This window comes from Streptomyces sp. NPDC093252 (assembly GCF_040683675.1).
Classification (GTDB): Bacteria; Actinomycetota; Actinomycetes; order Streptomycetales; family Streptomycetaceae; genus Streptomyces.
Window position 1 is genome coordinate 181,974 of record NZ_JBFBEM010000013.1, and the last position, 24,749, is coordinate 206,722.

The 24,749-nt window shown below is 71.8% G+C and carries 20 protein-coding genes and 2 tRNA genes; 12 read left to right on the forward strand and 10 right to left on the reverse strand.

What is annotated here, in order from left to right:
* Positions 1-43: 43 nt before the first annotated feature.
* From AB0O01_RS26485 to AB0O01_RS26510, 6 genes are all read left to right on the forward strand, one after another.
* Positions 44-1,213 (forward strand): ROK family transcriptional regulator, encoded by a 1,170-nt coding sequence (locus AB0O01_RS26485; protein WP_365317257.1) that lies wholly within the window; start codon positions 44-46, stop codon positions 1,211-1,213.
* Positions 1,214-1,518: 305 nt separating this feature from the next.
* Positions 1,519-2,349, forward strand: coding sequence for a hypothetical protein (locus AB0O01_RS26490; protein WP_365317105.1), 831 nt, complete (start codon positions 1,519-1,521; stop codon positions 2,347-2,349).
* Between the two features lie 179 nt (positions 2,350-2,528).
* Positions 2,529-3,308 carry an HAD-IIA family hydrolase gene (locus AB0O01_RS26495; RefSeq protein WP_365317106.1) on the forward strand — a complete coding sequence of 260 codons (780 nt, stop codon included), beginning with the start codon at positions 2,529-2,531 and terminating at the stop codon, positions 3,306-3,308.
* Between the two features lie 128 nt (positions 3,309-3,436).
* Positions 3,437-4,048: a hypothetical protein gene (locus AB0O01_RS26500; protein WP_365317107.1), complete on the forward strand. Its 612-nt coding sequence runs from the start codon at positions 3,437-3,439 to the stop codon at positions 4,046-4,048.
* A 12-nt stretch (positions 4,049-4,060) separates the two neighbouring features.
* Positions 4,061-4,789: a class F sortase gene (locus AB0O01_RS26505; RefSeq protein ID WP_365317109.1), complete on the forward strand. Its 729-nt coding sequence runs from the start codon at positions 4,061-4,063 to the stop codon at positions 4,787-4,789.
* 119 nt (positions 4,790-4,908) lie between these two features.
* Positions 4,909-5,922: a glycoside hydrolase family 6 protein gene (locus AB0O01_RS26510; protein ID WP_365317111.1), complete on the forward strand. Its 1,014-nt coding sequence runs from the start codon at positions 4,909-4,911 to the stop codon at positions 5,920-5,922.
* A 66-nt stretch (positions 5,923-5,988) separates the two neighbouring features.
* Here the strand turns inward: AB0O01_RS26510 and AB0O01_RS26515 are convergent, their stop codons facing one another.
* The 3 genes from AB0O01_RS26515 to AB0O01_RS26525 form a co-directional block, all read right to left on the reverse strand.
* Positions 5,989-7,926, reverse strand: coding sequence for a kelch motif-containing protein (locus tag AB0O01_RS26515; RefSeq protein ID WP_365317113.1), 1,938 nt, complete (start codon positions 7,924-7,926; stop codon positions 5,989-5,991).
* The gene (locus tag AB0O01_RS26520) at positions 7,923-10,157 is read right to left on the reverse strand and encodes a glycosyltransferase family 2 protein (protein WP_365317115.1); all 2,235 of its coding nucleotides are present in this window, start codon (positions 10,155-10,157) and stop codon (positions 7,923-7,925) included. Before AB0O01_RS26520 ends, AB0O01_RS26515 begins: the two co-directional genes overlap by 4 nt.
* Before the next feature lie 519 nt (positions 10,158-10,676).
* Positions 10,677-10,750: transfer RNA gene (locus AB0O01_RS26525), tRNA-Lys, on the reverse strand.
* 208 nt (positions 10,751-10,958) lie between these two features.
* Between AB0O01_RS26525 and AB0O01_RS26530 the strand changes: the two genes are divergently transcribed.
* The 3 genes from AB0O01_RS26530 (at position 10,959) to AB0O01_RS26540 (ending at position 14,521) form a co-directional block, all read left to right on the forward strand.
* Positions 10,959-12,389 carry a peptidoglycan-binding protein gene (locus AB0O01_RS26530; protein WP_365317116.1) on the forward strand — a complete coding sequence of 477 codons (1,431 nt, stop codon included), beginning with the start codon at positions 10,959-10,961 and terminating at the stop codon, positions 12,387-12,389.
* 169 nt (positions 12,390-12,558) lie between these two features.
* Positions 12,559-13,719, forward strand: coding sequence for an SPFH domain-containing protein (locus tag AB0O01_RS26535; RefSeq protein ID WP_365317118.1), 1,161 nt, complete (start codon positions 12,559-12,561; stop codon positions 13,717-13,719).
* A 196-nt stretch (positions 13,720-13,915) separates the two neighbouring features.
* On the forward strand, positions 13,916-14,521 hold the full coding sequence (locus AB0O01_RS26540) for a lytic polysaccharide monooxygenase (protein ID WP_365317119.1): 606 nt from the start codon (positions 13,916-13,918) through the stop codon (positions 14,519-14,521).
* A 181-nt stretch (positions 14,522-14,702) separates the two neighbouring features.
* On the opposite strand, the gene AB0O01_RS26545 is transcribed toward AB0O01_RS26540, so the two are convergent.
* From AB0O01_RS26545 to ehuB, 6 genes are all read right to left on the reverse strand, one after another.
* Positions 14,703-14,776: transfer RNA gene (locus tag AB0O01_RS26545), tRNA-Lys, on the reverse strand.
* A gap of 107 nt (positions 14,777-14,883) precedes the next feature.
* A complete protein-coding gene (locus tag AB0O01_RS26550) occupies positions 14,884-15,642 on the reverse strand; it encodes an IclR family transcriptional regulator C-terminal domain-containing protein (protein WP_365317121.1) in 759 nt (252 codons plus the stop codon).
* Between the two features lie 212 nt (positions 15,643-15,854).
* Entirely contained in the window at positions 15,855-16,646 is a 792-nt protein-coding gene (gene ehuA, locus AB0O01_RS26555) for an ectoine/hydroxyectoine ABC transporter ATP-binding protein EhuA (RefSeq protein WP_365317259.1), read from the reverse strand.
* Between the two features lie 49 nt (positions 16,647-16,695).
* Positions 16,696-17,340 (reverse strand): ectoine/hydroxyectoine ABC transporter permease subunit EhuD, encoded by a 645-nt coding sequence (gene ehuD / locus AB0O01_RS26560; protein WP_365317123.1) that lies wholly within the window; start codon positions 17,338-17,340, stop codon positions 16,696-16,698.
* On the reverse strand, positions 17,337-18,065 hold the full coding sequence (gene ehuC, locus AB0O01_RS26565; RefSeq protein WP_365317125.1) for an ectoine/hydroxyectoine ABC transporter permease subunit EhuC: 729 nt from the start codon (positions 18,063-18,065) through the stop codon (positions 17,337-17,339). Before ehuC ends, ehuD begins: the two co-directional genes overlap by 4 nt.
* Before the next feature lie 15 nt (positions 18,066-18,080).
* Positions 18,081-18,977: an ectoine/hydroxyectoine ABC transporter substrate-binding protein EhuB gene (gene ehuB / locus AB0O01_RS26570; RefSeq protein WP_365317127.1), complete on the reverse strand. Its 897-nt coding sequence runs from the start codon at positions 18,975-18,977 to the stop codon at positions 18,081-18,083.
* A 250-nt stretch (positions 18,978-19,227) separates the two neighbouring features.
* On the opposite strand from ehuB, the gene AB0O01_RS26575 reads away from it, so the two are divergent.
* Complete coding sequence (locus AB0O01_RS26575; RefSeq protein WP_365317128.1) at positions 19,228-19,899, forward strand: decarboxylase; 672 nt, start codon at positions 19,228-19,230, stop codon at positions 19,897-19,899.
* 111 nt (positions 19,900-20,010) lie between these two features.
* Positions 20,011-21,111, forward strand: a complete 1,101-nt coding sequence (locus AB0O01_RS26580; protein ID WP_365317129.1) for an LLM class flavin-dependent oxidoreductase — start codon at positions 20,011-20,013, stop codon at positions 21,109-21,111.
* A 56-nt stretch (positions 21,112-21,167) separates the two neighbouring features.
* Here AB0O01_RS26580 and AB0O01_RS26585 read toward each other — a convergent pair whose 3' ends face one another.
* The gene (locus tag AB0O01_RS26585; protein ID WP_365317131.1) at positions 21,168-23,078 is read right to left on the reverse strand and encodes an EAL domain-containing protein; all 1,911 of its coding nucleotides are present in this window, start codon (positions 23,076-23,078) and stop codon (positions 21,168-21,170) included.
* Positions 23,079-23,411: 333 nt separating this feature from the next.
* Between AB0O01_RS26585 and AB0O01_RS26590 the strand changes: the two genes are divergently transcribed.
* Positions 23,412-24,689 carry a M6 family metalloprotease domain-containing protein gene (locus AB0O01_RS26590; RefSeq protein ID WP_365317133.1) on the forward strand — a complete coding sequence of 426 codons (1,278 nt, stop codon included), beginning with the start codon at positions 23,412-23,414 and terminating at the stop codon, positions 24,687-24,689.
* Positions 24,690-24,749 lie beyond the last annotated feature (60 nt).

Sequence of the window (24,749 nt, forward strand, 5' to 3'; positions counted from 1 at the left end):
GGGGAGAATAGGGGCCGTGAACGACGGCGGATCGGTGACCGGGATGACCGGGATGAGCATGGGCGTGACCGCGGGCGGCACGGCCGGTGCGGGCGGTGCGGGCGGGACGGGCGGCGGACGGGCCCCCGGCGGGGGCGTCAACCTCCTCGCCCTGCGCAGCCACAACACCGCCCTCGTCCTCGATCTGCTCCGCGAGGCCGGTCTCGACGGGATGACCCGGATCAAGCTCGCCGAGCGCACCGGCCTCACCCCCCAGGCCGTCAGCAAGATCACCGCCCGGCTGCGCGCCGACGGCCTCGCCGCCGAGGCCGGGCACCGCCGCTCCACCGGCGGCAAACCCCGTACGGTCCTGCGGCTGGTCCCCGACGCCGGACACGCGGTCGGTGTCCATGTCGACCGCGACGCGCTGCGGGCCGTCCTCGTCGACCTCACCGGAGCCGTGGTCCAGGAGACCTCCCGCCCGGTCGATCTGGGCGCGGGCGCGGAGGCGGTGGTCGCGGCGGTCGGCGAGGCCGTGGGCGAGGTGACCCCGGCGGGCGCGGGCCCGGGTCCGGGGCTGGTCGGCGCCGGGGTCGCGCTGCCCGGACCGCTCGACCACACCCGGGGCGTACTGCACCGGGTCACCGGCTTCCCCGAGTGGGACCGCTATCCGCTGCGCGCCGCCCTCACCGACCGCCTCGGCGTCCCGGTCGTGGTCGACAAGGACACCAACGCGGCGGCCCTGCGCCTCGCCGCCCGCTCCACCGCCCGCTCCTTCGCCTACCTCCACCTCGGTACGGGCCTGGGGGCCGGGCTGGTCATCGACGGAACCGTGCACCGGGGGGCGCGCACCGGCGCCGGGGAGTTCGGCCACCAGGTCCTCCAGCTCGACGGACCACCCTGCACCTGCGGCGACCGCGGCTGCGTCGAGGCGCTCTGCCTGGCGGCGGTGGCCCGCGGCGATCTGCCGGAGGCGGCCCGGGTGCTCGGCGCCGGCGCGGCCAACCTCGTCGCCCTGCTGGACATCGACCTGGTCCTGCTCGGCGGCCGGACGGTCATGGCCGCCGACGACCTCTTCGTCCGGGGCGTCGCGGCCGTCCTGGACGCCCGCGCCCGCCGCGAGAGCCGGGGCGACACGGGTGTGCCGGTACGGATCGCCTCCGGCGGGGAGCGGGGCGTCGCGGAGGGCGCCGCCGAACTCCTCCTGGGCCCACTGTTCGGCCGGGACGTATAGGCGACGGGGCCCGGCACTCCTTGGCGGACGGCGGACGGCGGACGGCGGGCGCGCCGGGGCGGGCGCTGGGTCGGATCGTCGGTCGGATGGGGGGTCGGATCGTCGGTCGGATGGGGGGTCGGATCGTGGGTCGGATGGCGGGTCGGATCGTGGGTCGGATGACGGGAGCGCCGGGACGGATGGCGGGACGGATGGCGGGTCGGATCCTCGGGCGGACGGCGGGGGTGGGCTGATCGGGCGGTGTGGGCGACCCCGGCGGCGTGGCAGCCGCCGCCCCGCTCCCCCGTCCGTCATGTCATGTGCTCATGCGACCGGTCACCCCTGCCGCCCTCTGCCTCCTCACCACCGCCCTGCTGTCCCCGCTGCCCGCCGCCCAGGCGGCCCCCGCCCCCGCCCCGTCCCTCGCCCCGTCCCCCAGGCCCGCCCCCGCCCCCGCCTGCGGCGGCGCCGACGCGCGCGGCTTCCCCCTCACCACCCACATCCACGGCGGCCCGGACACCTACGCCGCCGGCGGCGACCCCGGCACCTGGTACCTCGACGTCACCAACACCACCGGCCGCGCCTGCTCCGGGATCCACCCGGTCGTCGTCCTCGTCGACCAGGACCGCAGACTGACCGCCGCCCAGCCCCGACTGGAGTTCACCGTGGGGCGGCACCCGCATCCGGTGCGGTTCGAGGCGACCGACGAGGACGAGATCGTCGCCCCCTTCGAGGCCGCCGGTTTCCCGGGGCTCACCATCGGGGCGGGCCGCACGATCCGGGTCGAGGTCCGGCTGTCGGTCACCTCCGACACCGTGCCCAACGACATCACGGCCACCGCCGCCGTCGTCCAGCGGCAGGGCGACGACGGGGACTGGGTGGGGGAGTCGAACGCCTACCGGTTCCGGGTGGTACGGGCGACGACGAGCAGCCGGGGCGAGACCCCCGAACGCCCCACCCGCAACCCGGAGTCCGCCTCCGCGCCCGCACCGGAAACCACCCCCACCCCAAGCCCCACCCCCACCCCCCGAACCCCCACCACCCTCGCCGACGAACTCGCCCGCACCGGCCTCGGCTCCCCGGGCGAGGCCCTCGCGCTGGCCGTGGCCCTGGTGGTGACCGGCACCGCCCTCCTCCTGTCCCGGAGGCGCCGCTGAGGCGTGTCCGACGGATACCCGCAGGACACGCCCCGCCCGTGCCTGGGATACCGGGTGACCGGCGGGGTGAAGCCCGGCACTTCCTGATTACCCTGGGGGCGTCGGTACGCCGTGGTTCCGGCGCCCCCGTTCACCCACGTCCCGCACGACGTGACAGGCACCAGGAGTGATCCACCCACATGGCAGACCGCAAGCCCATCGACTCATGGCTGACCGACATGGACGGCGTCCTCATCCACGAGGGTGTGCCGATCCCCGGCGCCGACGCGTTCGTCAAGAAGCTCCGCGAGTCCGGCAAGCCCTTCCTGGTGCTGACCAACAACTCCATCTACACGGCCCGTGACCTGCACGCCCGCCTCAACCGCATGGGCCTGGACGTGCCGGTGGAGAACATCTGGACCTCGGCGCTCGCCACCGCCGAGTTCCTGGACGACCAGCGGCCGGGCGGTTCCGCGTACGTCATCGGTGAGGCCGGCCTCACCACCGCCCTGCACGACATCGGCTACATCCTCACCGACCACGACCCCGACTACGTCGTACTCGGCGAGACCCGTACCTACTCTTTCGAGGCGATGACCAAGGCCGTCCGCCTGATCAACAACGGCGCCCGCTTCATCTGCACCAACCCCGACGAGACCGGCCCGTCCGCCGAGGGCCCGCTACCGGCGACCGGCGCGGTGGCCGCGCTGATCACCAAGGCCACCGGCAAGCAGCCGTACTTCGCGGGCAAGCCCAACCCCCTGATGATGCGCACCGGGCTGAACGCCATCGGCGCCCACTCCGAGACCAGCGCGATGATCGGCGACCGCATGGACACCGACGTCCTCGCGGGCATCGAGGCCGGGATGCGCACCTTCCTGGTGCTGACCGGGCTGACCACCCCGGCCCAGATCGAGGACTTCCCCTACCGCCCCTCCGAGGTCGTCGACTCCATCGCGGACCTGGTCGACCTGGTCTGACCACCACCCCGGGACGGCCGCCGAAACCTCCGGCCCCCCGGATGCAACCCGTACGGAGCAGCCGGACCCCGCGTCAGGATGCGTGGTCCGGCCGCGCGGGGGAGTCTCCAGACATCTGGAGGTTCACGATGGGTTCTCCCTACATCACTCTCCGCGCCCCCCTTGTCGGCCTCGCCGCCGCACTCCTGACCGCGCTCCCGCTCCTCACCCCCGCCCCGCCCGCCCACGCGGCGGACGGCTCCGGCGGCACCGTCACCGTCAGCCCCGCCGCCCCGGTGCCCGGCGGGGACATCGCCCTGCGCGTCACCGGCTGCGAGGTCACCTCCGCGACGGCCGTCTCGGCGGCCTTCGTCTCCGAGGCCCGCCTCAGCGGCTCGGACGGCACCCTCACCGGCGACACCCGGATCCGCACCGCGCTCAAGGCCGGCGCCTACGCCGTCCGGATCACCTGCGGCGAGCACACCGCCGACGGCCGCGTCCGCGTCACGGACACCCCCGCCCAGGATCGCCTCGCCCAGGATTCCCCCGCGCAGGATCCCCCCGCGCAGGACGCGCCCTCACCCACCGCCCCCGTCCACGCGGGCGGCGGCGGCACCGCGACCCACCTCGCCTCCGAGGCGGAGTCCGGCCGGGACGGCGGCCCCGGCGCCGCCCACGCCATCACCGGACTGCTGCTGGCCGGAGCCGCCGCGGTCGCCGTCATCCTGCGCGGCGCCCGCAAAAGCCGCCGCACCCCCTGAGGCGGCCGAACCATGCCGGACGCCACACACCGCAACGAACACCACGATGCCGACCACCACCCCGACCACCACCCCGACCAGGACCCCGAACGTCCCACCGGCCCCGCCCGACTCCTCACCGGCGTCGCCTGGGCACTCCTCCTGCTCGGCCTGTGGCTCTGGGGCCGCGAGGTCACCGATCTGCGCCAGGGCATATCCGCCCCCACCACCGGCGACATAGCCGCCGTCGGCCGCCCCGCCGGTGCCGGACTCCCACCCCCCGCCGACCCCCTCACCGGCGCCGCCCCGACCCGCCTCGACATCCCCGGCATAGCCGTCCGGGCCCCGGTCGTCGCCCGTGGCCTCGACCGCGAGGGCGCCATCGACCCCCCGCCTTACGACCGCCCCGGCACCGTCGGCTGGTACGCGGCCGGCGTCGAACCCGGCGCGGCGGGCACCGCGCTGCTGGTCGGCCATGTCGACACCGACACCCGCCCCGCCGTCTTCTACAAGGTCAGCACCCTCCGCCCCGGCGAACCCCTGCGCGTGGCCCGCGCCGACGGCACCGTCGCCGAGTTCACCGTCGACGACGTCCAGGTCCTCACCCGCGACCGCTTCGACGCCCGCCAGGCGTACGGCCCACGCGAGTCCGGCCGCGCCGAACTCCGCCTCATCACCTGCGGCGGCACCTACGACCGCACCACCCGCAGCTACACCGCGAACGTCGTCGTCTCCGCCTACCTCACCGGCACCCGCCGCTGAACCAAACCCGGCGGGGGCTGTAACAGCTCCGGGACAAGCCCGACGACCGCCCTCGTGGGCGGACCGGGACGTATGTCAGGATTGAGCCTCTTGGACGAGTGCACCCAAGGGGGAGTTGGATGTACGGCAGCAGGGGGGCAGGCCGGTTGCGCGCGCCCGCCGCGGCACTGGGCGCGGCGCTGCTGATCGCGGGCTGTTCGTCCGGGAGCGACGGCGACGAACCGGGCGGCGGGATCACCCAGCAGCCCAAGGGCGCCGACCCGTTCTGGGTCAACCCGGACAGCAACGCGGCGCAGCAGGTCGCCTCCTACGAGGAGGACGGCAAGCAGAGCGAGGCGGACGAGATCCGTAAGATCGCGCAGTACCCGACGGGCGAGTGGATCAGCCCGGAGAGCCCCGAGGACCAGGCCCGCGGCTTCACCGAGGCGGCGGCGGAGGCCGACCGCACGGCCCTGCTGGTCCTCTACAACATCCCGCACCGCGACTGCGGCCAGTACTCGGGCGGCGGCGCGGCCGACGGCAACGCCTACCGCGCCTGGATCGACGGGGTGGCGGCGGGCATAGAGTCCCGCGCGGCGACGGTGATATTGGAGCCGGACGCGGTCCTGCACCTGGTCGACGGCTGCACCCCGGGCGAGTTCCACGAGGAGCGCTACGACCTCCTCAAGTACGCCATAGAGAAGCTCGGCGGCCTCTCCGCCACCCAGGTCTATCTCGACGCGGGCAACGCGGGCTGGGGCCACCCCGACCAGATCTTCGACCCCCTGAACCGGGCCGGGATCGCGCAGGCCGACGGTTTCTCGGTGAATGTCTCGAACTTCTACACCACCGACGATTCCATCGCCTACGGCAAGCAGCTCTCCGCCAAGATAGGCAACAAGCCCTTCGTCATAGACACCAGCCGCAACGGCAAGGGCCCCTACACCGAGGGCGACCCCAACGAACGCTGGTGCAACCCCCCGGGCCGTGCCCTCGGCGAAACCCCGACCACCAAAACAGCCGACCCCTTGGTGGACGCCTACGTCTGGGTCAAACGCCCCGGAGAATCAGACGGCGAATGCAAGGGCGGCCCCAAGGCAGGCGAATGGTGGCCGGACTACGCCATGAAACTGGCGCAAGCCACAACGCCCTGAAGGGGCGCGAGAAACCACACCGCTCCCGCAGGTTGAAAACAACCTGCGGGAGCGTCTCTGTCCCGGTTACGGAATCCGAACCCACTGAGCCTGACTCGGCGTCCCCTGATCATCCGTAACAAACAACATGTACCACCCCGCCTGCACCAGATTCCGACTCTCCGGCACAGTGACCGTCACCTCGTCCCCGGACACCTCCATGTCCAGCGCGATGGACCGCTGATCCACATCCGTGACATGCGTGGAAGCGCTGGGCCGGATCAGCCGTGCGTTCTTCAGCGACGAAGCATGCTGGGAGGTGAACGTCGCCGACTCCCCCCGCTCGATACTGTCCGGCCCGCCGGACAGCGTCGGCTGCGCCCCCTGGTACAGATACGGCGGCGTATAGATCTCGATCCGCTGCTCGAACTCCCCGGGCTTGGTGTTCGCCTTGTCCGCGTAGAGCGAGTCGGACCCGAAGAACATCACCCGCCCGTCCGGCAGCAGGATCGACCCGGAGTGGTAGTTCCGGCCGACCAGCGGATCGGCGACCCGCTCCATCGAGTTCGACTCGGTGTCGTACAGATGGGCCTGGAGGATATTGGAGTCCCCGCGCCCCCGGTAGTCCTCGGACCCGCCCGAGATCAGCACGGAATCGTCCGGCAGGACGGACGCCATCGGATAGCGCGTCCCCTTCTCCAGCGAGGGCCCGTCCACGAACTCCGGTTCGTCGGCCTTCAGATCGGCGATCCGGGTCTTCTCGCTGGACAACTGCGACTCACCGACCCCGCCACCCCCGATGACCATGTACTTCTCGTCCTGGGCCGGAGGCAGCAGCACACTGTTCGCGGTCTCCAGCATGTTCGCGTCGCTCATACCGGGGACCTTGGTGAACTCATTGGTGTCCACGTCCCAGATACCGGGGTCGCGCCCCACGTCGTCCGGTCCGTATCCGGCGTTCGCGCCCGAGTAGAAGATCTTCCCGTCCTGCATCAGGAACAGCGCGGGATAGGTCGGGAACTGCCGGACCTCCTCGGTGTACGTCCAGGTCTTCGTCTCGGGGTCGTAGACCTCGTTCTTGCCCGGGACGAGCTGCCCGATGTCGTCGAGCCCGGAGACGCTCAGCACCTTTCCGTCGCTGAGTGTGGTGAGCGTCGGATACCAGCGGGCCTCGTTCATCGGATCGACCTTGATGTACTTCTCGGCGATCGGATCGAACTCATAGGCGTCCCGGATGCCCTGGAAATCCTTCTTGTCCAGCGCGAGTTTCTCCGCGATGCCATAGGTGTTCCGCGAGTCGGCACCATTGAGGCCCTGCACCCGGTAGTTGTCCTGGGTACCGGTCTCGTACTCGCTGCCGGACTTCTGCGCCTCGACATAGATACGGCCCAGCCCGGGGTCGTTGCGCAGGAACGCGCCGGTCTCCGGGTCGAAGACCTTCTCCGCGCGCGGCACCAGCACCGGGTCCTTGGAGACGAAGGTCTTGCCGTTCTCCTTGCCGGTGAACTTGGTGCCCGCGGGCAGGGTGATCGGCTTGTCCGGGTTCTCGTTGTGGACGACCATCAGGCCACCGGCCTTGGTGACATCGCCCTTGAGTTTCTCGTACCGCTTGGTGCCGCCGGCGATCAGGAGATTGCCGTTGGCGAGCTGGGTGTGCCCGGTGCAGAAGAGATCCGTGGGGGTGGGCACCTTCTTGATGGTGTCCTTCACCGGATCCCAGATCCGGGTGTCGAACTTCTTCGCGTCGAAGTTGTCCTGGTCGTTGCCCGACCCGGCGACCAGCAGCACCTTTCCGGTCCGCAGCAGGGCCGCGTGAATGGTGTTCTGCTTGTACTCGTCGGGAAACTCGACGACCTCCCACTTGCCGTTCTCGGCTTTGTACTCGGGTCGGTTGATCTGGTACTGGTGGTATTTCTCCGAGCCGAAGCGGTAGAGCCACGGCCCGTTCATCCCGGCCAGCGCGAGTACCACCACCGTGCCTATCGCGAGTCGACGGGCGCGACGGCGGCCTCCACGGTCGTTCATTCCTTACGTCCCCCAAGTCCACCCAGGGCGATTTGCATGGTCTGGTTATTGCCCGCGGCGGCCGTGCCGGTCGCACCCGCCGCGTCCTGCGGACCCGATGCAGCCGGTGTACCCGATGCACCCGGTGCACCCGGCGTGCCCTGGCCTCCGCCCGCCTGCTGACCGGAGGCGGCGGCCCACTGGGGCCGCTGCTGCGGCGCGTGCGATCCGAACGCTCCGTGCGGTGCGAACGGTCCGGGCGATCCGTGCGGTGCGGCGTGCGCGCCATGGCGGGGGGTCCCCTGGCCACCCGTGGGCAGCGGCTGCGGCTGGTACTGCTGGTGCGGCCCCGCAACGGGCCCGCCCGCGCCCGCCCCCACCCCGGCACCTGACCCCACTCCCGCTCCTGTTCCCATTGCAGCCTGCTGCGGATCGGCGGGAGCCGTCGCCGCGGGCCGCTTCTTCGCCTCGCGCAGCGACCAGCGCCACGCGAAGATCGGGGTCGCGGTGATCAGCATGGCGAAGATCGCCCAGATGATCATCGCCGGATGGGCGTGGCCGAAGGCGAAACCGGCGCCGATCGAGGCACCGAAGATCAGGATGAAGTACCAGTGGTAGCGGAAGGTCCCGAACCAGCGGTCGGGGCTGGCCGAGTCGCCCTTGGGCGTCACCACGAACTTGCTCTTGCGCCGCAGCGCCGAGTCGATCAGCGCCTTCGCGTACAGCGGCGCGGACAGCGCCGACATCACCATGCCGGCCACCCCGCCGGAGCCCTCCGGCTCGTGCGGGGAGACATTGTGGCGGCGGTTCCAGACGTACAGGCCGATCTGGAGCGCGGAGGCGTTGCCGTAGAGCATCAGCCACACCACCGGGTCGATGTTCACACCCGAGGCGCCGAGGCCCAGGAACAGGGCGCAGCTCAGCGCGGCCAGGATCCAGTTCAGGGCGGACATCGGATAGAAGATGATCATCATGGTGTAGTTGAAGAGCTTGCTCGGCGGCAGCGAGTACCAGCCCTTCCAGTACTGCTTGAGGATCGTCTCGTACGTACCCCGTGACCAGCGCATCTGCTGGGTGAAGAAGTCCGTCCAGGCGCTCGGGCCCTCGCCGACCGCGAGGACGTCCGGGGTGTAGACCGAGCGCCACTTGCGGCCGGTGGCCGGGTTCTTCGCGCGGTGGATCTCGAACCCGGTCGCCATGTCCTCGGTGATCGAGTCGTAGAGCCCGCCGATCTGCTTGAGGGCCCTGATCCTGACCGCGTTGGAGGTGCCGACGAACATCGGGGCGCCGTACTTGTTCCCGGCCCGCTGGATCAGGGCGTGGAACAGGAACTGCTGGGACTCGGCGGCCTTGGTGACGAAGGAGTCGTAGTTGCCGTAGACCTGCGGGCCGATGACGAAGCCGACGTCCGGGTCGCGGAAGAAGCCGAGCATCCGCTCCAGGTAGTTCGGCAGGGGGACGTGGTCGGTGTCGACGGAGGCGAAGAAGTCGTAGTCGTCGCCGTGCGCCTCCAGCCAGGCGTTGTAGTTGCCGTGCTTGGTCTTGGCGCGGTGCGGGCCCTTGGCCTGGTTCCACTTGGCGACGCCCTTGCGGGAGAAGTGGTGGACGCCGAGCCGGGCGCACACCTCCTTCACATCCGGGTCGTCGCCCTCGTCCAGCAGCCAGACGTGCATCAGACCCCGGTGGCGCAGCTTGACGGCCGCCTCCAGGGTCTTGGTCACCATCTCCAGCGGCTCCTTGCCGGGCACGAAGGAGGTCAGGAAGGCGACCCGGGTGCCGGTCTCCGGCACCACCGGGACCGGGTCCCGGGCGACGAGGGTGGCGTGCGCGTTGGACAGCACGTTCATACAGCGGAAGAACTCGATCAGACCGATCGAGACCAGCATCACGACATCGAGGGCCGGCAGGAAGTCGTAGGCCGGGTAGTCGCGTTCGGTCCAGTGCGCGGGCTGGAGCAGCCAGGCCAGCAGGACCAGCGACAGCAGGGGGGCCGCCGCCAGCATCAGGGCCACGCGTATCCGGTGCGGCTCCTGGGAGATCAGGGACCGGTACTGGACCTTGTAGGGCTTGCCGGGATCGGGCTGGGTGAGGGGGCCCGCGAGCCGGCTGTAGTGCTCGTAGTCGTACCGGGGCAGGGTCTTCTTGATGCGGCGGAAGGCGCCTGTGTTGCCCGTGCGCAGCGAGTCCACCCGGAGCTGGGTGGTCCGGGACGGGTCCGAGTCGTCCCGGGCGCCCGTCGGCCTCGACGTCATGAGTCATCCCCCCACACGCGGGTCACCCGCGTGTCTGTCGGTTCGTCTGCCGTCCGCTCGGTCCCCCTCGACCTTCACGGACGTGTGTGTGGTGGGCCACCGTCACCACGTCGTCCACACTTTATAGACATGGCACAGCGCCCTGTCGGTTGCATGATGCCCCCCCTCGGCATCGGTTCAGATACGGGCCCCCTTCTCCCGCGCTCCGCCCCGCGCCGAACAGCGACCGGATGCCCCGCCCCCCCAACAGGCGCGCCTCCGCCGCCTCTTCCCTGCCAGGGTTCTACGGCGTTCGGCATGATCGCAAGACGCTCTACACCGTATTTAACGGTCATTTGTCTGTCATATGTGACGAAAGTAATGCGTGGGTGCGGAGTCGGGCGGGAGTGTGTGCGGGAGCGTGTGCCGGAGTGTCCGGGGGCGGTCGGGGGCGGCCGGGAGGAGCGGTCGGAGGAAGGGGCGGGAGCGGCGGGGGAAAGCGAACAGGCCCCCTCCGGATGGAGGGGGCCTGCCGTGTCGTGCGCCGCCAGGGACTCGAACCCCGGACCCGCTGATTAAGAGTCAGCTGCTCTAACCAACTGAGCTAGCGGCGCCTGCTGACCCCGGAAACTTTACCGGACCGCCGGGGGTGCTCGTGACCACGGAACCCCGGACGGCGGCGCCGGAACCGGCCCCCGGCCCCTCCCGGACCGCCGGAGTACATCATTCGGACCGTCAGAATGCGCGCCCCGGTGACAGTTGGGAAAGGCTGATCACGTGCACAGGTGCGGAGATGTCGAGCAGAAGTGTGAGGGGAATCGCATGAAGCCTCCGGTATTCGAGGAAATCGAACCGGCGGGCGACTGCGATTGCCCCGGCTGCCGCCACCGGCGGCCCCTCGCGGGATTCTCCCCGCAGTCGGCGTATGTGTCCCCGGGCGCGCTGCGTGGCGCCCAGCGGGCCGTGGTGGTGGCCGTCGCGGCGAGCGCCGCCCTCGGTGCCGGGCAGGCCCTGCCGGCCGTCGCGGCCCCCCAGACCCCCGGCCGACCTGCGGTTCCCGCAGCCGACGGGCCGGACACCCCCCAGGGCGGCAAGGCCCCGCTGCACGGTCCCGGCGGCCGTCCGGCGCCCCAGGTGGAGCCCACGCCGGGGTCGATCACCCGGGCCGAGATCATCAACCGGGCCAAGACCTGGGTCGCGGCGAAGGTGCCGTACAGCATGTCGAAGTACTGGACCGACGGATATCGGCAGGACTGCTCCGGCTTTGTCTCGATGGCCTGGAAACTCGCCGGGAACGAATGGACCGGGTCCCTGGACAAGTACGGGGTGAAGATTTCCAAGGAGGAACTCCAGCCCGGCGACATGCTGCTCTTCCACAATCCCGCGAACCCCGAGAAGGGCTCGCACGTCGTTATTTTCGGCGGCTGGACGGACTACACCCACACCTACTACACCGCCTACGAATCCACGCCTCCCCACGCCCGCAAGCAGTCGACGCCCTACGCCTACTGGTCGAACTCGGACCGCTACGTCCCGTACCGCTACAAGGGCGTGGCGGTGACGGAGGGCACGGACACCGGCACCGGAGAGAAGGAGCCGGTGGCCGCCAAGCCGCAGCCCCCGACCCCGGCGACCCCGGTGACCCCGGCCCCGGCGGCCACCCCGTTCCCGGGGGCCGCGTCCTTCGGGCCGGGCGCCAACAACAAGTACGTCACCCAGCTCGGCCAGATGCTGGTCAAGCGGGGCGGCGGCCGGTTCTACACCTCTGGCCCCGGCCCGGTCTGGACGAACGCCGACCTCCGGGCCACCCAGGCGTTCCAGCAGGCCCAGGGCTGGACGGGCACGGCGGCGGACGGCATCCCCGGCCCGAAGACCTGGGACCTGCTGGTGACGGGCAAGGGCAGGAGCATCCCGGCGGCAGCGGCGGCGGGCCCCCAGGCCCCTACGAAACCCAAGCCCAAGCCCCCTTCTCCGGCGAGGCCCACCCCCGCGTCCGCCAAGCCGCAGGGGACGGTGCCCGCCTACCCCGGCGGCGCGGTCTTCCGCCCCGGCGCGGACAGCCCGTCCGTCACCCGGCTCGGGGAGCGGCTCGTCGAGAAGGGATACGGCCGTTTCTACGCGACCGGCCCCGGTCCCCTCTGGGGCGAGGCGGACCGCCGCGCGGTGGAGGCGTTCCAGCGGGCGCAGGGATGGCGCGGCGCGGCGGCGGATGGCTACCCGGGCCCGGAGACCTGGCGCCGCCTGTTCCGCTGAACCCGCCGGGCGAGCCCCCGACCACCCCTGCCCCTACCCCTCCCCCGTTCCCCACCGTCATCAGGCATCAGGCATCACACGTCACGCACCACCTACCCCGTACCACGCACCACACATCACACATCACACACCACACATCAGGCATCCGTCGCGGAGGCTGGACCCACCCATGAACCCGAACCCCTCGCCTGACGTTCCCCTGGACGAGCAGCCCGCCCCGGACCACGCGGAGGTCCCCGAGCCGCCGTGGCCGTGCCGTCCGTCGCCCCGGCTGATCCAGAACGAGGTGACCACCGAGATCCCGGTCCACCTCCTCTTCCGCGACGACCCCGACCCCCAGCCGGTGCCGCTGCGCCCGGCGGTGGTGAACCGGCGCCAGGGCACCGGAGAGCAGCCGCGCGTGCGCCGCCCGGTACCGGCGAAGGCCCGCCCGGTCGCGCAGGTCGACCCGGACCTGGCCGAGCGCCCGGCCCGGGTGCTGCCCGCGACGGCCGGGGTGCTGGCCGGGCTGTGCGGCGCGGCCGGCTGTGTGGCCACCTCGTGGTGGGCCGGGGTGCTGCCCCCGCTGACCGGGGCGGCGCTCGGTCTCCCCGCCGCCGGGGCGGGGGCCGGGCTGGGTCCGGCGCAGTGGGCGGCGTACGCGGGCGCCGGGGCGCTGGGGCTGTTCGGCTTCGGCGGGCTGGCCCGGGGCGGGACCGGACGGGCCTGGGTGCTGGGCCTGTTCGGCCGCTACCGGGGGACGGTCCGCCGCACCGGCCTGATGTGGGTGAACCCGCTGCTGCTCCGCCGCCGGGTGGATGTCCGGCTGCGGCACTGGCGCAGCGATCCGCTGCACGCGGCCGAGCCCGGCGGGGTCGCGCTGCGGGTGGTGGTGCTGGTGGTGTGGCGGGTGCGGGACACCGCGCGGGCCGTCCTGGGCGTCGAGGACCACGAGGGCTATCTGCGCGAGTGCGTGGAGGCGGCGCTGGCCCGGGTCCCGGTGGAGATGCCGGGCACCACGCGGGCCTCGGTGGCGGGGGAGGCCCTGACCCGGCTGGTCGCGGCGGACGCGGCGGCGGTGGGCCTGGAGGTCTTCTCGGTCCAGCCGGTACGGGTGGAGTACGCGCCGGAGATGGCGGCGGCGATGCACCGCCGCCGGATCGCCGCCCTGGACGCCCAGCAGCGGGCGACCCTGCTCACCTCGGTCGTCGACTCGGTCGAGGACACGGTCACCCGGCTGACCATGCGCGGTCTGGTGGAGCTGGACGACTACGAACGCAAAGTCCTGGTCCGGGACTTGACGGTCGCCTTCTGCTCGGGCCGGACGGGGGGCGGCGACCCCGCGCACTGACCGTCCACACCATCCCCCCGCCACCGTCACGCCCCCCGCACGGACGGCGCTGACACGTGCCCTGCCTGGGCCCGGGTTCCGAGATTGGTATGGACATGTTCAACGCTCAGCAATACATTGATGCTTGGTCTAGACCTGCACGGCTCACGGAACACCCCCACGTTTCACCCCCACGTTCTCTCCAGGAGCGGCAGACATGCGCACTAGGACCAAGCTGTACGCCGCCGCGGTGGGAATGGCGACCACCGGAGCCCTCGTGCTCTCATCCGGTGGTGCCTCCAGCCACGGCTACACCGATCTCCCCCTCAGCCGGCAGAAGGCGTGCCAGAACGGCACCGTCACCAACTGCGGCAACATCCAGTGGGAACCGCAGAGTGTCGAGGGGCCGAAGGGCTTCCCGTCCAGCGGTCCCGCCGACGGCTCGATATGCAACGCGGGTCTGGGGCAGTTCGCCCAGCTCAGCGCGCCGAAGACGCCGTCCGGTGCGGCCTGGCCCGCCACCAGGGTGACCGGCGGTCAGAGCTACAACTTCCGCTGGCAGTTCACCGCCATGCACGCCACGAGCGACTTCAAGTACTACATCACCAAGCCGGGCTGGAACCAGAACCGCAACCTCACCCGGGCCGACCTCAACCTGACCCCGTTCCTCACCGTCCCCTACAACGGGCAGCGCCCGCCGTCCACCCTGTCCCACTCGGGCACCATCCCCTCGGGCCTGAGCGGACGGCACGTCATCGTGGCGGTCTGGAGCGTCGCCGACACGACGAACGCCTTCTACGCCTGCTCGGACGTCACCTTCTGATCGCTCCGCCGCAGACCGGGCCGACCCCCGCGCACACCGGCACCGCTCCCCGGTGCCGGTGTGCGACCCGCTCCGCTTCGGCGGAGGGGCGCGGCCCGGACGACGTCCACTGACTCCGCAAGCCGATGTCCCCGGACATACGTCGAAGGGCCTCTCACTCCCACGAGAGGCCCTTCGTCGGTGCGCCGCCAGGGACTCGAACCCCGGACCCGCTGATTAAGAGTCAGCTGCTCTAACCAACTGAGCTAGCGGCGCATGACTCCCGCCGAAACGCTTCCGCGCCCGGCGACAGAGAAAATAGTACCCGCTCCCCGGGGGTGCTTCCGCCCCCGCCCGCGCGGGCCTGAGCGGGCCTGAGCGGCTCAGATCGCCAGGGACAGCAGGACCGGCGCCGCGTTGCGGTTCAGGGTGTCCGCCGCCTGGCGCAGCCGGTGGGCGTGCTCGACCGGCAGCGACAGGGCCAGACAGCCGGCCGAGGAGCCCGCGGTGAGCGGGACGGCCGCGCAGACCGTGCCGATCGCGTACTCCTGGAGGTCCAGCACCGGCACGGTCGGGGGCTGGGCGGCGAGCCGGGACAGCAGCAGCGCGTCACTGGTGATGGTGCGCGAGGTGAGCCGGACCGCGCGGTGCCGGGAGAGATGGTCGCGCCGCCCGTTGTGGTCGAGCTGGCCGAGCAGGCTCTTGCCGAGCGCGGTGGCGTGCGCGGAGCGGCGGAAGTCCACCCACTCATGGACGACCGGGGTGCCCGGTCCCGCCGCGTACTGGGTGATCCTGACCTCGCCGTCGATGTACCGGCTGAGGTAGACGGCGGCGCCGACCGAGTCGCGCAGCCGGTCCAGGGTGCGCTGGAGCTGGGCCCGCAGCGCCTGCTCGGGCCGGTGCGAGCCGCCGAGCCGGGTGAGCGCCTCGCCGGTGACATGGGTGCCGTCGGCGGTCTGCTCGACATAGCCCTCGCGGCGCAGCATCCGCAGCAGGGCGGTCAGCCGGGGTGGGGTGAGGCGGGTGGCGCGGGCCAGTTCGGTGTCGGTGACCCCGGTGGAGTGCCGTGCCACCGTCTCCAGGACCCTGAGGGCGTCCTGCGCCGAGTGGTACGGGGCCGTCGGCTCGTGCGTCAGCGCCACGGTGTCCCCCCGGTCGCTCGGGCCGTGATCCGGGTCGGCGGATCCTTTCCACGATAACCGGCGGGTGCCCGCGGGGGAGAGGGTCTTGGCGAGAACGCGTCCGCTCCGGCCGCCGAAGGCGCCGCCACCGGCGAGCGCGCCCCCTCGGCCCCCTCGCCCTCCCCGGCTGGCCCCTCCGCCTCCCCGGCTCCCCTCGCCCACCCCCGCCGATGTCACAGCACCGCGCCCAGGAACTCCCGGGTCCGCGCCTGCTCCGGGTCGCCGAAGATCCGCTCCGGGGGTCCCGCCTCGATCACCCGGCCCGCGTCGAACATCAGTACGGTGTCCGAGATGTCCCTGGCGAAATTCATCTCATGGGTCACGCACAGCAGCGTGATGTCCGTACTGCGGGCGATGTCCCGCAGGACGTCCAGCACCCCCGCCACCAGTTCCGGGTCCAGTGCCGAGGTGACCTCGTCCAGGAGCAGGATCTCCGGGCTCATGGCCAGCGCGCGGGCGATGGCCACCCGCTGCTGCTGACCGCCGGAGAGCTGGGTCGGACGGGCGTCCACCTTGTCGCTCAGCCCGACCAGTTCCAGCAGCTCACGGGCCCGCTCCTCGGCCCGGTCGCGCTCGATGCCCAGCACGGTGACCGGGGCCTCGGTGATGTTCCGCAGGACGTTCATGTTCGGGAAGAGATTGAACTGCTGGAAGACCATCCCGATCTTCCGGCGGATCTCCCGCTGGTACTTCTCGCTCGCCGGCCGCAGCCGCCCGTCCGGGCCGCCCGGCATGTGGGACAGCGGGGTGCCGTCCACCGTGATGGTCCCGGAGCTGACCTGCTCCAGCGTCATCAGCAGCCGCAGGATGGTGGTCTTGCCGGAGCCGCTCGGCCCGATCAGGGTCACATGCCGGCCGCGCTCGACGGCGAAGTCGAGGTGATCGAGCACCACATGGTCGCCGTACCGCTTGACGACCCGGTCGAACTCGATCAGCGGGCCGCCCGGCGCGGCGGTCTTCCGCAGCGGGTCGGGGGCACGGGTGGCGTCGGCGGCATCGGTCGCATCGGTGGCGTCAGTGGCCAAGGCGCTTCTCCAGTCGTCTCATCAGCAGCGAGGTCGGGTAGCTCGCCAGCAGGAAGATCAGGCCCGCCAGGGTGAAGGTCTCGACGTAGGCGAAGTGGTACGCCCCGTACTCCCGGGCCTCGGCGACCATCTCGGTGACCGTGATCACGGCCAGGAAGGGTGTCTCCTTGAACATGGAGATCGCGTAGTTGCCGAGCGCGGGCAGCACCTTGCGCACGGCCTGCGGCAGGATCACCGACTGCCAGGTCCGCCGCGGCGACAGCGACAGTGCCCGGGACGCCTCCCACTGCCCCGCGGGCACGGCGTCGATCCCGGCCCGGTAGACCTCGGCCAGATAGGACGCGTAGTGGATGCCCAGCACCACCACCCCGATGGTCAGCGGATCGACGCTGCTGAACACCGCGTAGGCACCCACCAACTGCACCAGCAGCGGGGTCGACCGCACGAACTCCATCACCGCCCTGACCGGCAGCGACACCAGCCGGGCCGGCGCCCGTGCGGCGAGGGCCGCCACCAGCCCCAGCACCGCCGCCACCAGTGTGCCCAGCACCGTCGCCAGCAGCGTCGTCCGGAACCCCTGCCAGAGCAGCGGCAGCGAATCGCGTACGGCGTTCCAGTCCCAGTCGTAGGTCACCGGGCGCCTCCCGCCGTCGCGCCCGCCTTCGCCACCGCGGGCCGCGCACGCCGGTCGCCGCCCCCGGTCAGCCGGGCCTTGGCCCGCCGCTCCAGGGCGTTCATCAGCAGCGTCAGCGCGTACGCCAGCACGAAGTACAGGACCAGCAGGGTCAGATAGGCGGCGGCCGACTCACCCGTGCGGTCCCGCATCCGCTGCACCACCGTCGTCAGATCGGCCGCCGAGATCAGCCACAGCAGCGGCGTGCACTTCAGCAGTTGGATCAGCAGATTGGTGAACGGCGGAATCATCTGCGGCCACGCCTGCGGCAGGACCACCCGCCGCATCCGCTGCCCCGGAGACATGTTCAGCGCCACCGCCGCCTCCCACTGCGCCTTCGGTACGGCGTTCAGCGCGCCCCGCACCACCTCGGAGCCGTACGCCCCGTAGTTGAGGCCGAACGCCACCACCCCGCACAGCAGCGGCGACAGCTCGTACCCGACGAGCAGCGGGAACGCGTAGTACAGCCAGAAGAGTTGGACATAGAGCGAGGTGCCGCGGAAGAACTCCACCGCCACCCGGGAGGTGCCCCGCACCACCACCGGGCGGGCGCGTGCCATGAACCCGAGGGCGAAGGCCAGCGCGAGCGCCAGCGCCGAGCCCAGGACGGTGGCGGCGACGGTCACCCCGAGGCCCGACCACACCTCGGGCAGATGGCCGAAGAAGTAGGCGTAGAAGTCAGCCATGCGCGCGGGTCCCCGTCACGCCCTGCACAGATCGGCGGTCTTCAGATCGGCCGGCGGGATGGTGTCCTCGCCGAAGCCGTACGCGCCGAGCAGCTCCACATACCGGCCCCGGTCCGAGACGATCTTCCTCAGCTCCCGGTTGAAGGCGTCCCGGACCTCCTCGGCGCCCTGCCGGAACACCGCGCCGCCGGGGCTGTACTGCTTGACCCCGTCGACCTCCGGCACGAACGACTCGGTCACCTCCAGGCCGCTGTTGTTGCGGGCGAGCCAGTTGAGCGAGATGCCGGTCAGCAGAAACGCGTCGATCCGCCCGGCCTTGACCGCGTCGGCCCCGTCCTGCGGCTTCTGGAGCGTCTTCAGCGAACCGTCGGGGATCCCGGCGCCGGTGGCGTAGGTCTTCTCCACCGCCCCCGACATCACCCCGATGGCCGCACCGGACTCCTTCGCCGACGCCAGATCGGTGAGCTGCTTCGGATTGCCCCGCTGGACCAGCAGCGCGGTCGGCGAGATGAACTCCGGATCGGAGAAGAGCGCCTTCGCGCAGCGCTCCGGGGTGATCGCCATCCCGGCGCTGATGACGTCGTACTTGCCGGCCTGGAGCCCCGGGATCAGCCCGTCCCACTCGGAGAACGTCGGCCGCAGCTCGGCCACGCCCAGCGCCCGGAAGATCTCCCGGTGCAGGGTCGGCGCCTCCCCCTTGAGCTGCCCGTCCTCCTCATAGCCGTACGGCGCCTCATTGGCGTAGGCGACCCGGATGTGGCCCTGCTCCCGCAGCCTGTCCAGCCCGGCCGCCGCACCGCCCGCGTCGGTCCTGGTGCACCCGGCCAGCAGCCCCGGCACCGCGAGCGCACCACCGACCGCGGCCGTTCTGGTGAGGAAACCCCTGCGGGTCGGATGGGGGATGACGGACATGGACGTGCCTCCAGATCGGGTGCCTGTGAACCGGTCGCGACCAGTCCCTCCGCCTGCCCGGCAGCGGCGAGCTATGCCCGGACCCGGCCCGATGTGATGGAACAGTCACCGAAATGAGACCTTGACGTTTTCCCGCGCGCCGGAACGCGGATCTCCGCCACCCAGGTGACCCATGCCCGCGACGGCGTGCCGGACGGGTACCCGGACAGTGGGGCGGGAGACGCTGACGCGCAGCAGGAAGGCATGGGACATGACCGCACTCGGATTCCTCCACCCGGGCGACGCCCCCGCGGACGACTACCCGCGTATCGAACAACTGCTCGGCAGTGATATCCGGCTGGATGTCGTCCCGACCGATCTCACCGATCTCACCGAGCTGGAGCCCGGTGACCGGCTGGCGGCCACCGCGGAGCGGCTGCGGCTGACCGGTGCCGAGGCCGTCGTCTGGACCGGCCCCGCGCCCGCCGACCCGGGGGCCGCCCGCGCACAGGTCCGCACCCTGGCCCTGGCCGCCGGGATGCCCGCCTCCGCCACCCCGCTGGCCTTCGTCAACGCGGCGAAGGAGCTGGGCGCGACCCGGGTGGCGGTGGTTGCGACCGGCCCCGACCCGGACACCGCCCGCTTCACGGACTTCCTGACCGCCGCGGGCCTCCGCATCACCCGGGTCGCCACCGGCACCCCGGACGCCGACCTCCGTGCCCTGGCCGCCGAGGCCCTCACCCCCGACGCGCAGGCCCTGCTCCTGCCCGACCCCGCCCTCCAGACGGCCGCCCATATCGACGCCCTGGAGGCCCGTCTCGCCCGCCCGGTCCTCACCACCAGCCAGACCACGGTCTGGGAGGCCCTGCGCCTGACCGACCGCAGGGTCAACTCCCCGGGCCTGGGCCACCTCTTCACCCGCGAACCGATCGTGCAGGTCTAGCGGTGCGACCGGCCCTCCGCCCACCGGCACTCTTCAGGCCCGGGGAATAACCGGAGACAGTCCCCTGTTAGCGCGGGGAACCGAAATCCGACCCCACCCCGGAGGACCCCCGTGGCGGCAGCAGCACAAGACATCCCCGGCACACCCCACGGCACCGCCCCCGTCCCCCTCTCCGTCCTGGACCTCGCCACCGTCTCCAGCGGCAGCACCGCCACCGACGCCCTGCGCACCAGCGTCGCCCTCTCCCGCCTCGCCGAATCCCGCGGATACCACCGCTACTGGGTCGCCGAACACCACTCCATGCCCGGCGTGGCCAGCACCTCACCGGCCGTGATCCTTGCCCATCTCGCCGCCCACACCACCCGCATCCGCCTCGGCTCCGGCGGTGTCATGCTCCCCAACCACGCCCCCCTGGTCATCGCGGAGCAGTTCGGCACCCTGGAGGCCCTCGCCCCCGGCCGGATCGACCTCGGCCTCGGCCGCGCCCCCGGCACCGACGGCCCCACCGCCGCCGCCCTGCGCCGCACCGACACCCTCCACGAGGGCGCCGACGACTTCCCCCAGCAGCTCGCGGAACTGATCCGCTTCCTGGACGACGACTTCCCCGACGGTCACCCCTACCGCCGGATCCACGCGGTCCCCGGCCCGGTCCAGGGCACCGCCCCCGGCGGGGTCCAGTCCCCGCACCGCCCGCCGGTCTGGCTGCTCGGCTCCTCCGGTTTCAGTGCCCGGCTGGCCGGCCTGCTGGGCCTGCCGTTCGCCTTCGCCCACCACTTCTCCGCCCGCAACACCGTCCCCGCGCTCGATCTGTACCGCGAGTCCTTCCAGCCGTCCCCGCTCCTGGCGGAGCCCTACGCACTGATCGGCGTCAACGCCCTCGCCACCGAGGACCCGGCGGAGGCCCGCCGCCAGATCAAGGCGTCCGCGCTCGGCATGGTCCGGCTGCGCACCGGCCGCCCGGGGCTGATCCCGACGGCCGAGGAGGCGGCGGCGTACACGTTCAGCCCGATGGAGCAGGACTTCATCGACTCCTGGAACGCCGACATCGTCCACGGCACCCCGGACGAGGTGGCGGCCGGGCTGAACGACCTCCAGAAGCGCACCGGCGCCGACGAGCTGATGATCACCGGCAACACCCCCGGCAGCGCACTGCGGCTGCGCTCCTACGAGCTGATCGCCGACGCCTACGGCCTCCCCGGCGGGGACAGGTGAATCCCAGTTCCGCAACCAGGTTGCGGAAGTGAGATCCGCCTACCCTTCCCGACCGCCTACCCGTTCCCGACCGCCTGCCCCGATCCGGCGGGGCTCGGGCTCGGGCCGGGACAGGTCAGCAGCTCGGCGATCCGGTCCGGCGGCACCGGCCGGGAGTACAGCCACCCCTGACCGGTGTCGCAGCCGATCCGCCGCAGCCGTCCGGCCTGCGCGGAGGTCTCCACGCACTCCGCCGTCACGGTCAGCCCCAGCCGGTGGGCGAGCTGGATCATGGCCTCGACGACCACCTCGTCGGCGGGGTTGGTCCCGGCCGCGTCCGCCTCCCGCTCCTCGTACTGGAAGCCCCGGACGAAGGAGCCGTCCAGCTTCAGCACCGACACCGGCAGCCGGCTCAGATAGGCGAGGTTGGAGTAGCCGGTGCCGAAGTCGTCGATGGCGATCCGCACGCCCATGTCACTGAGCGACTGGAGGGCCTGGAGCGGGCGCCCGGAGGAACCCATCACCGCGGACTCGGTCAGTTCGAGCTGGAGCAGATGCGGGGCGAGCCCGGTCTCGGCGAGGATCCGGGCCACATCGGCGACCAGATCCGAGTCCCACACCTGCCGCACGGCGACATTGACACTGACGAAGATGGGTTCCTCGTCGGGATGGTCGAGCTGCCAGCGGCGGGCCTGGCGGCACGCGGTGGCCAGCACCCAGCGGCCCAGCGGCACGATCGCGCCGTCCTCCTCGGCCAGGGTGATGAAGCGATTCGGCGTCAGCATCCCGAACTGCGGATGGTTCCAGCGCACCAGCGCCTCCACCCCGCTCAGCTTCCCGTCCGCCATCCCCACCAGCGGCTGGTACTCCAGGACGAACTCCCCGCGCTCGATCGCGGGCCGCAGGGTGGAGGCGAGCGCCTGACGGGTCATCCGGTGGGCGTTGCGCTCGGGGTCGAAGAGGGTCCAGCGGTCCTTGCCGTCGGCCTTGGCCCAGTACAGCGTGGTGTCGGCGGCCTGCATCAGCCCGGTCGCGCTGGTCCCGGCCGCGAGCCGCTCCACCACCCCGATCGACGCCGACACCGACAGCCGCCGCCCGGACAGGTCGAACGGCGCCTGGAGCGCGGTGAGCACGGACTCGGCGAGATCGGCGAGCTGCTCGGTGCCGGTGGAGTCCTCCACCAGCAGCGCGAACTCGTCGCCGCCGAGCCGGGCCACCAGGGGCGCGCTGGCCCGCGTATGACCGGCCGCGTTGGCGCAGCGGGTGAGGCGCTGGGCGACGGCGGTCAGCAGCCGGTCGCCGATCCGGTGGCCGAGGGTGTCGTTGATGGCCTTGAAGCCGTCGAGGTCGAGATAGCACAGCCCGATCCGCCCGGTGCCGCCGGTGACCTCCGGCTCGGCCTCCAGCGCGGCGGTCAGCCGCTCGAAGAACAGGGTGCGGTTGGGCAGCCGGGTCACCGGGTCGTGCATCTGCAAGTGCCGCAGCCGGCCCTGGAGTTCCCGGCGGGCGCTGATGTCACCCGCCGACAGCAGGACGCGGTGCGGCTCGCCGGGCAGCGGGGAGACGGTGATCTGCACCCACACCGCGTGTCCGTCGTCGGGGTGCTTGAGCCGCCGGGTGCAGCGCAGCCGCGCCTGCCGCCCGCGCAGCACCTCGCGGTAGGCGTGCCAGGTGCGGGCGTCGGAGGTCAGGTCCATCAGCTCGGCGGCGGTCTTCCCGGTCAGCCGCTCCGGTACGACGCCCAGCAGTTCGCCCAGCGCGTCATTGGCGCTGACCACCAGCCCCTCGCCGTCCACCACCGCCATGGCGAAGGGCGCCGAGACGAACGCCGAACGATAGGGGTCGCCGGGCCCGCGCGGGCCTTCGGCGGGCGTATCACCGCTCAATCCGGCACCCCCCGTACGTCGAGCCTCTTTGTGCTCACTCTCTGTGACGGCCGGCCGGATGAGGTCTGCCGCGGGCGTCGGCCCTTCGGACGTTCCGCTCACCGCTCGCTCCCGCAGTGCACTCGATCCGCTCGATCTCTGTCCGGGCAGGAAAGTGTCAGGAAAGTGTGCCGATCATAGAGGTTGGTCCCCGGCCCTTCCAGCCACTGTCCAGTGTCGCGGATTGCCCCACTGTCCTGACAGATCGTTTCTGCCCGTGCGGGGACCGGTTTCCACAACCACCGACCGATTGTGACGGACCGTGAACATTCCCGGGGTGTCGACCCGGCGAGTGTGACCGGCCCCTCACCCGGGCGGGGTAGACAAACAGGGCATACAACCAGAAATTCCCACAGGCTGGGTGCGGTGTCCCCTGAACCGCTCCCGGAGGTACCTGTGCCGCGTCCGCTTCCGCGCCCCCGACTGCGCAGCACCGCGGCCGTGTTCACCGTCTTGTCGGCCGTCGCCGCCACCTCCTTCATCACCGCTCCCTCCATCGCCGAGCCGTTCGCCGCCTCCCCGTGCGCCCTGAACCGCACCGACGCCCATCACTCCGAGGGCCTGGACACCTGGAACGCGGCCTACCCGAAACCGACCCGGGCCCTGGACGCCGTCATGGTCTTCCTGTCCTTCCCGGACGCGGCCCCCCGCACCACCCCCGCCGAACTGACCGCCGATCACTTCCCCGCCACCTCCGACTTCTTCGCCCGCGCCTCCTACGGCCGCTTCACCCTGCGCGCCCACCCGCAGCGCCGGTGGATCCGCATGCCGCGCCCCTCCACCGCGTACGCCATGCAGCGTGACTGGAACCCCGCCCACCGGGCCGCCTATCTGCGCGACGCCCTGTCCGTGTCCGACGGCCGGGTCGACTTCTCCCGCTACGACGTCGTCTACTTCGTCGCGGATCCCGACGCCCCCGGGGTGGACTCCGACGCGACCAAGGTGGTGAACCTCGACACCCCGCTGCGCGCCGACGGCACCGACATCCGCCGGGTGGTGACCGTCTTCGAGCGGCATCCGCCGGACCGGCTGGTACTCGCCCATGAGACCGGTCATGTCTTCGATCTGCCCGACCTCTACCACCGCCCGGTCGACGGCCGGGGCGACTGGGACACCCATGTCGGCGACTGGGATCTGATGGGCAGCCAGTTCGGACTGGCCCCGGATCTCTTCGCCTGGCACAAGTGGAAGCTGGGCTGGCTGGACGACCGCCAGGTGGTCTGTGTCCCCGGCACCGGTCCGGCCCGGCTCACCCTGGAGTCCCTCGGCGCCGCCCCCGGCACCCCGGCGACGGCCACCGCCGGCTCCCCGGCCTTCGGCACCGGCCGCGGCACCAAGCTGGCGGTGGTCCGCACCGGCCCGGACAGCGCCCTCGCCTTCGAGGCGCGCGGCGCGGTCGGCAACGACACCTCCACCTGCCGCCAGGGCGTCCTGGTCTACCGCGTCCGGTCCGACGCCCCCTCCGGCACCGGCCCGGTCCGGGTCGTCGACGCCCACCCCGGCTCCGAATCCTGCTGGCGCGGCTCGGTCTACCCGCCCCTGGCGGACGCGCCCGTCGAACCGGGCGAGAGCTTCACGGTCCCCGGGGAGCGGGTCACGGTGAAGGTGGAGGACCGCACCCCGACGGGGGCGTGGACGGTCAGAATCACCCCGGCCGACCAGCCAGAGGTGTGAGGCGGAGTGGGGACAGCAAAATGACGGCCGGTCCGCGTTTCCGCGAACCGGCCGTCACCG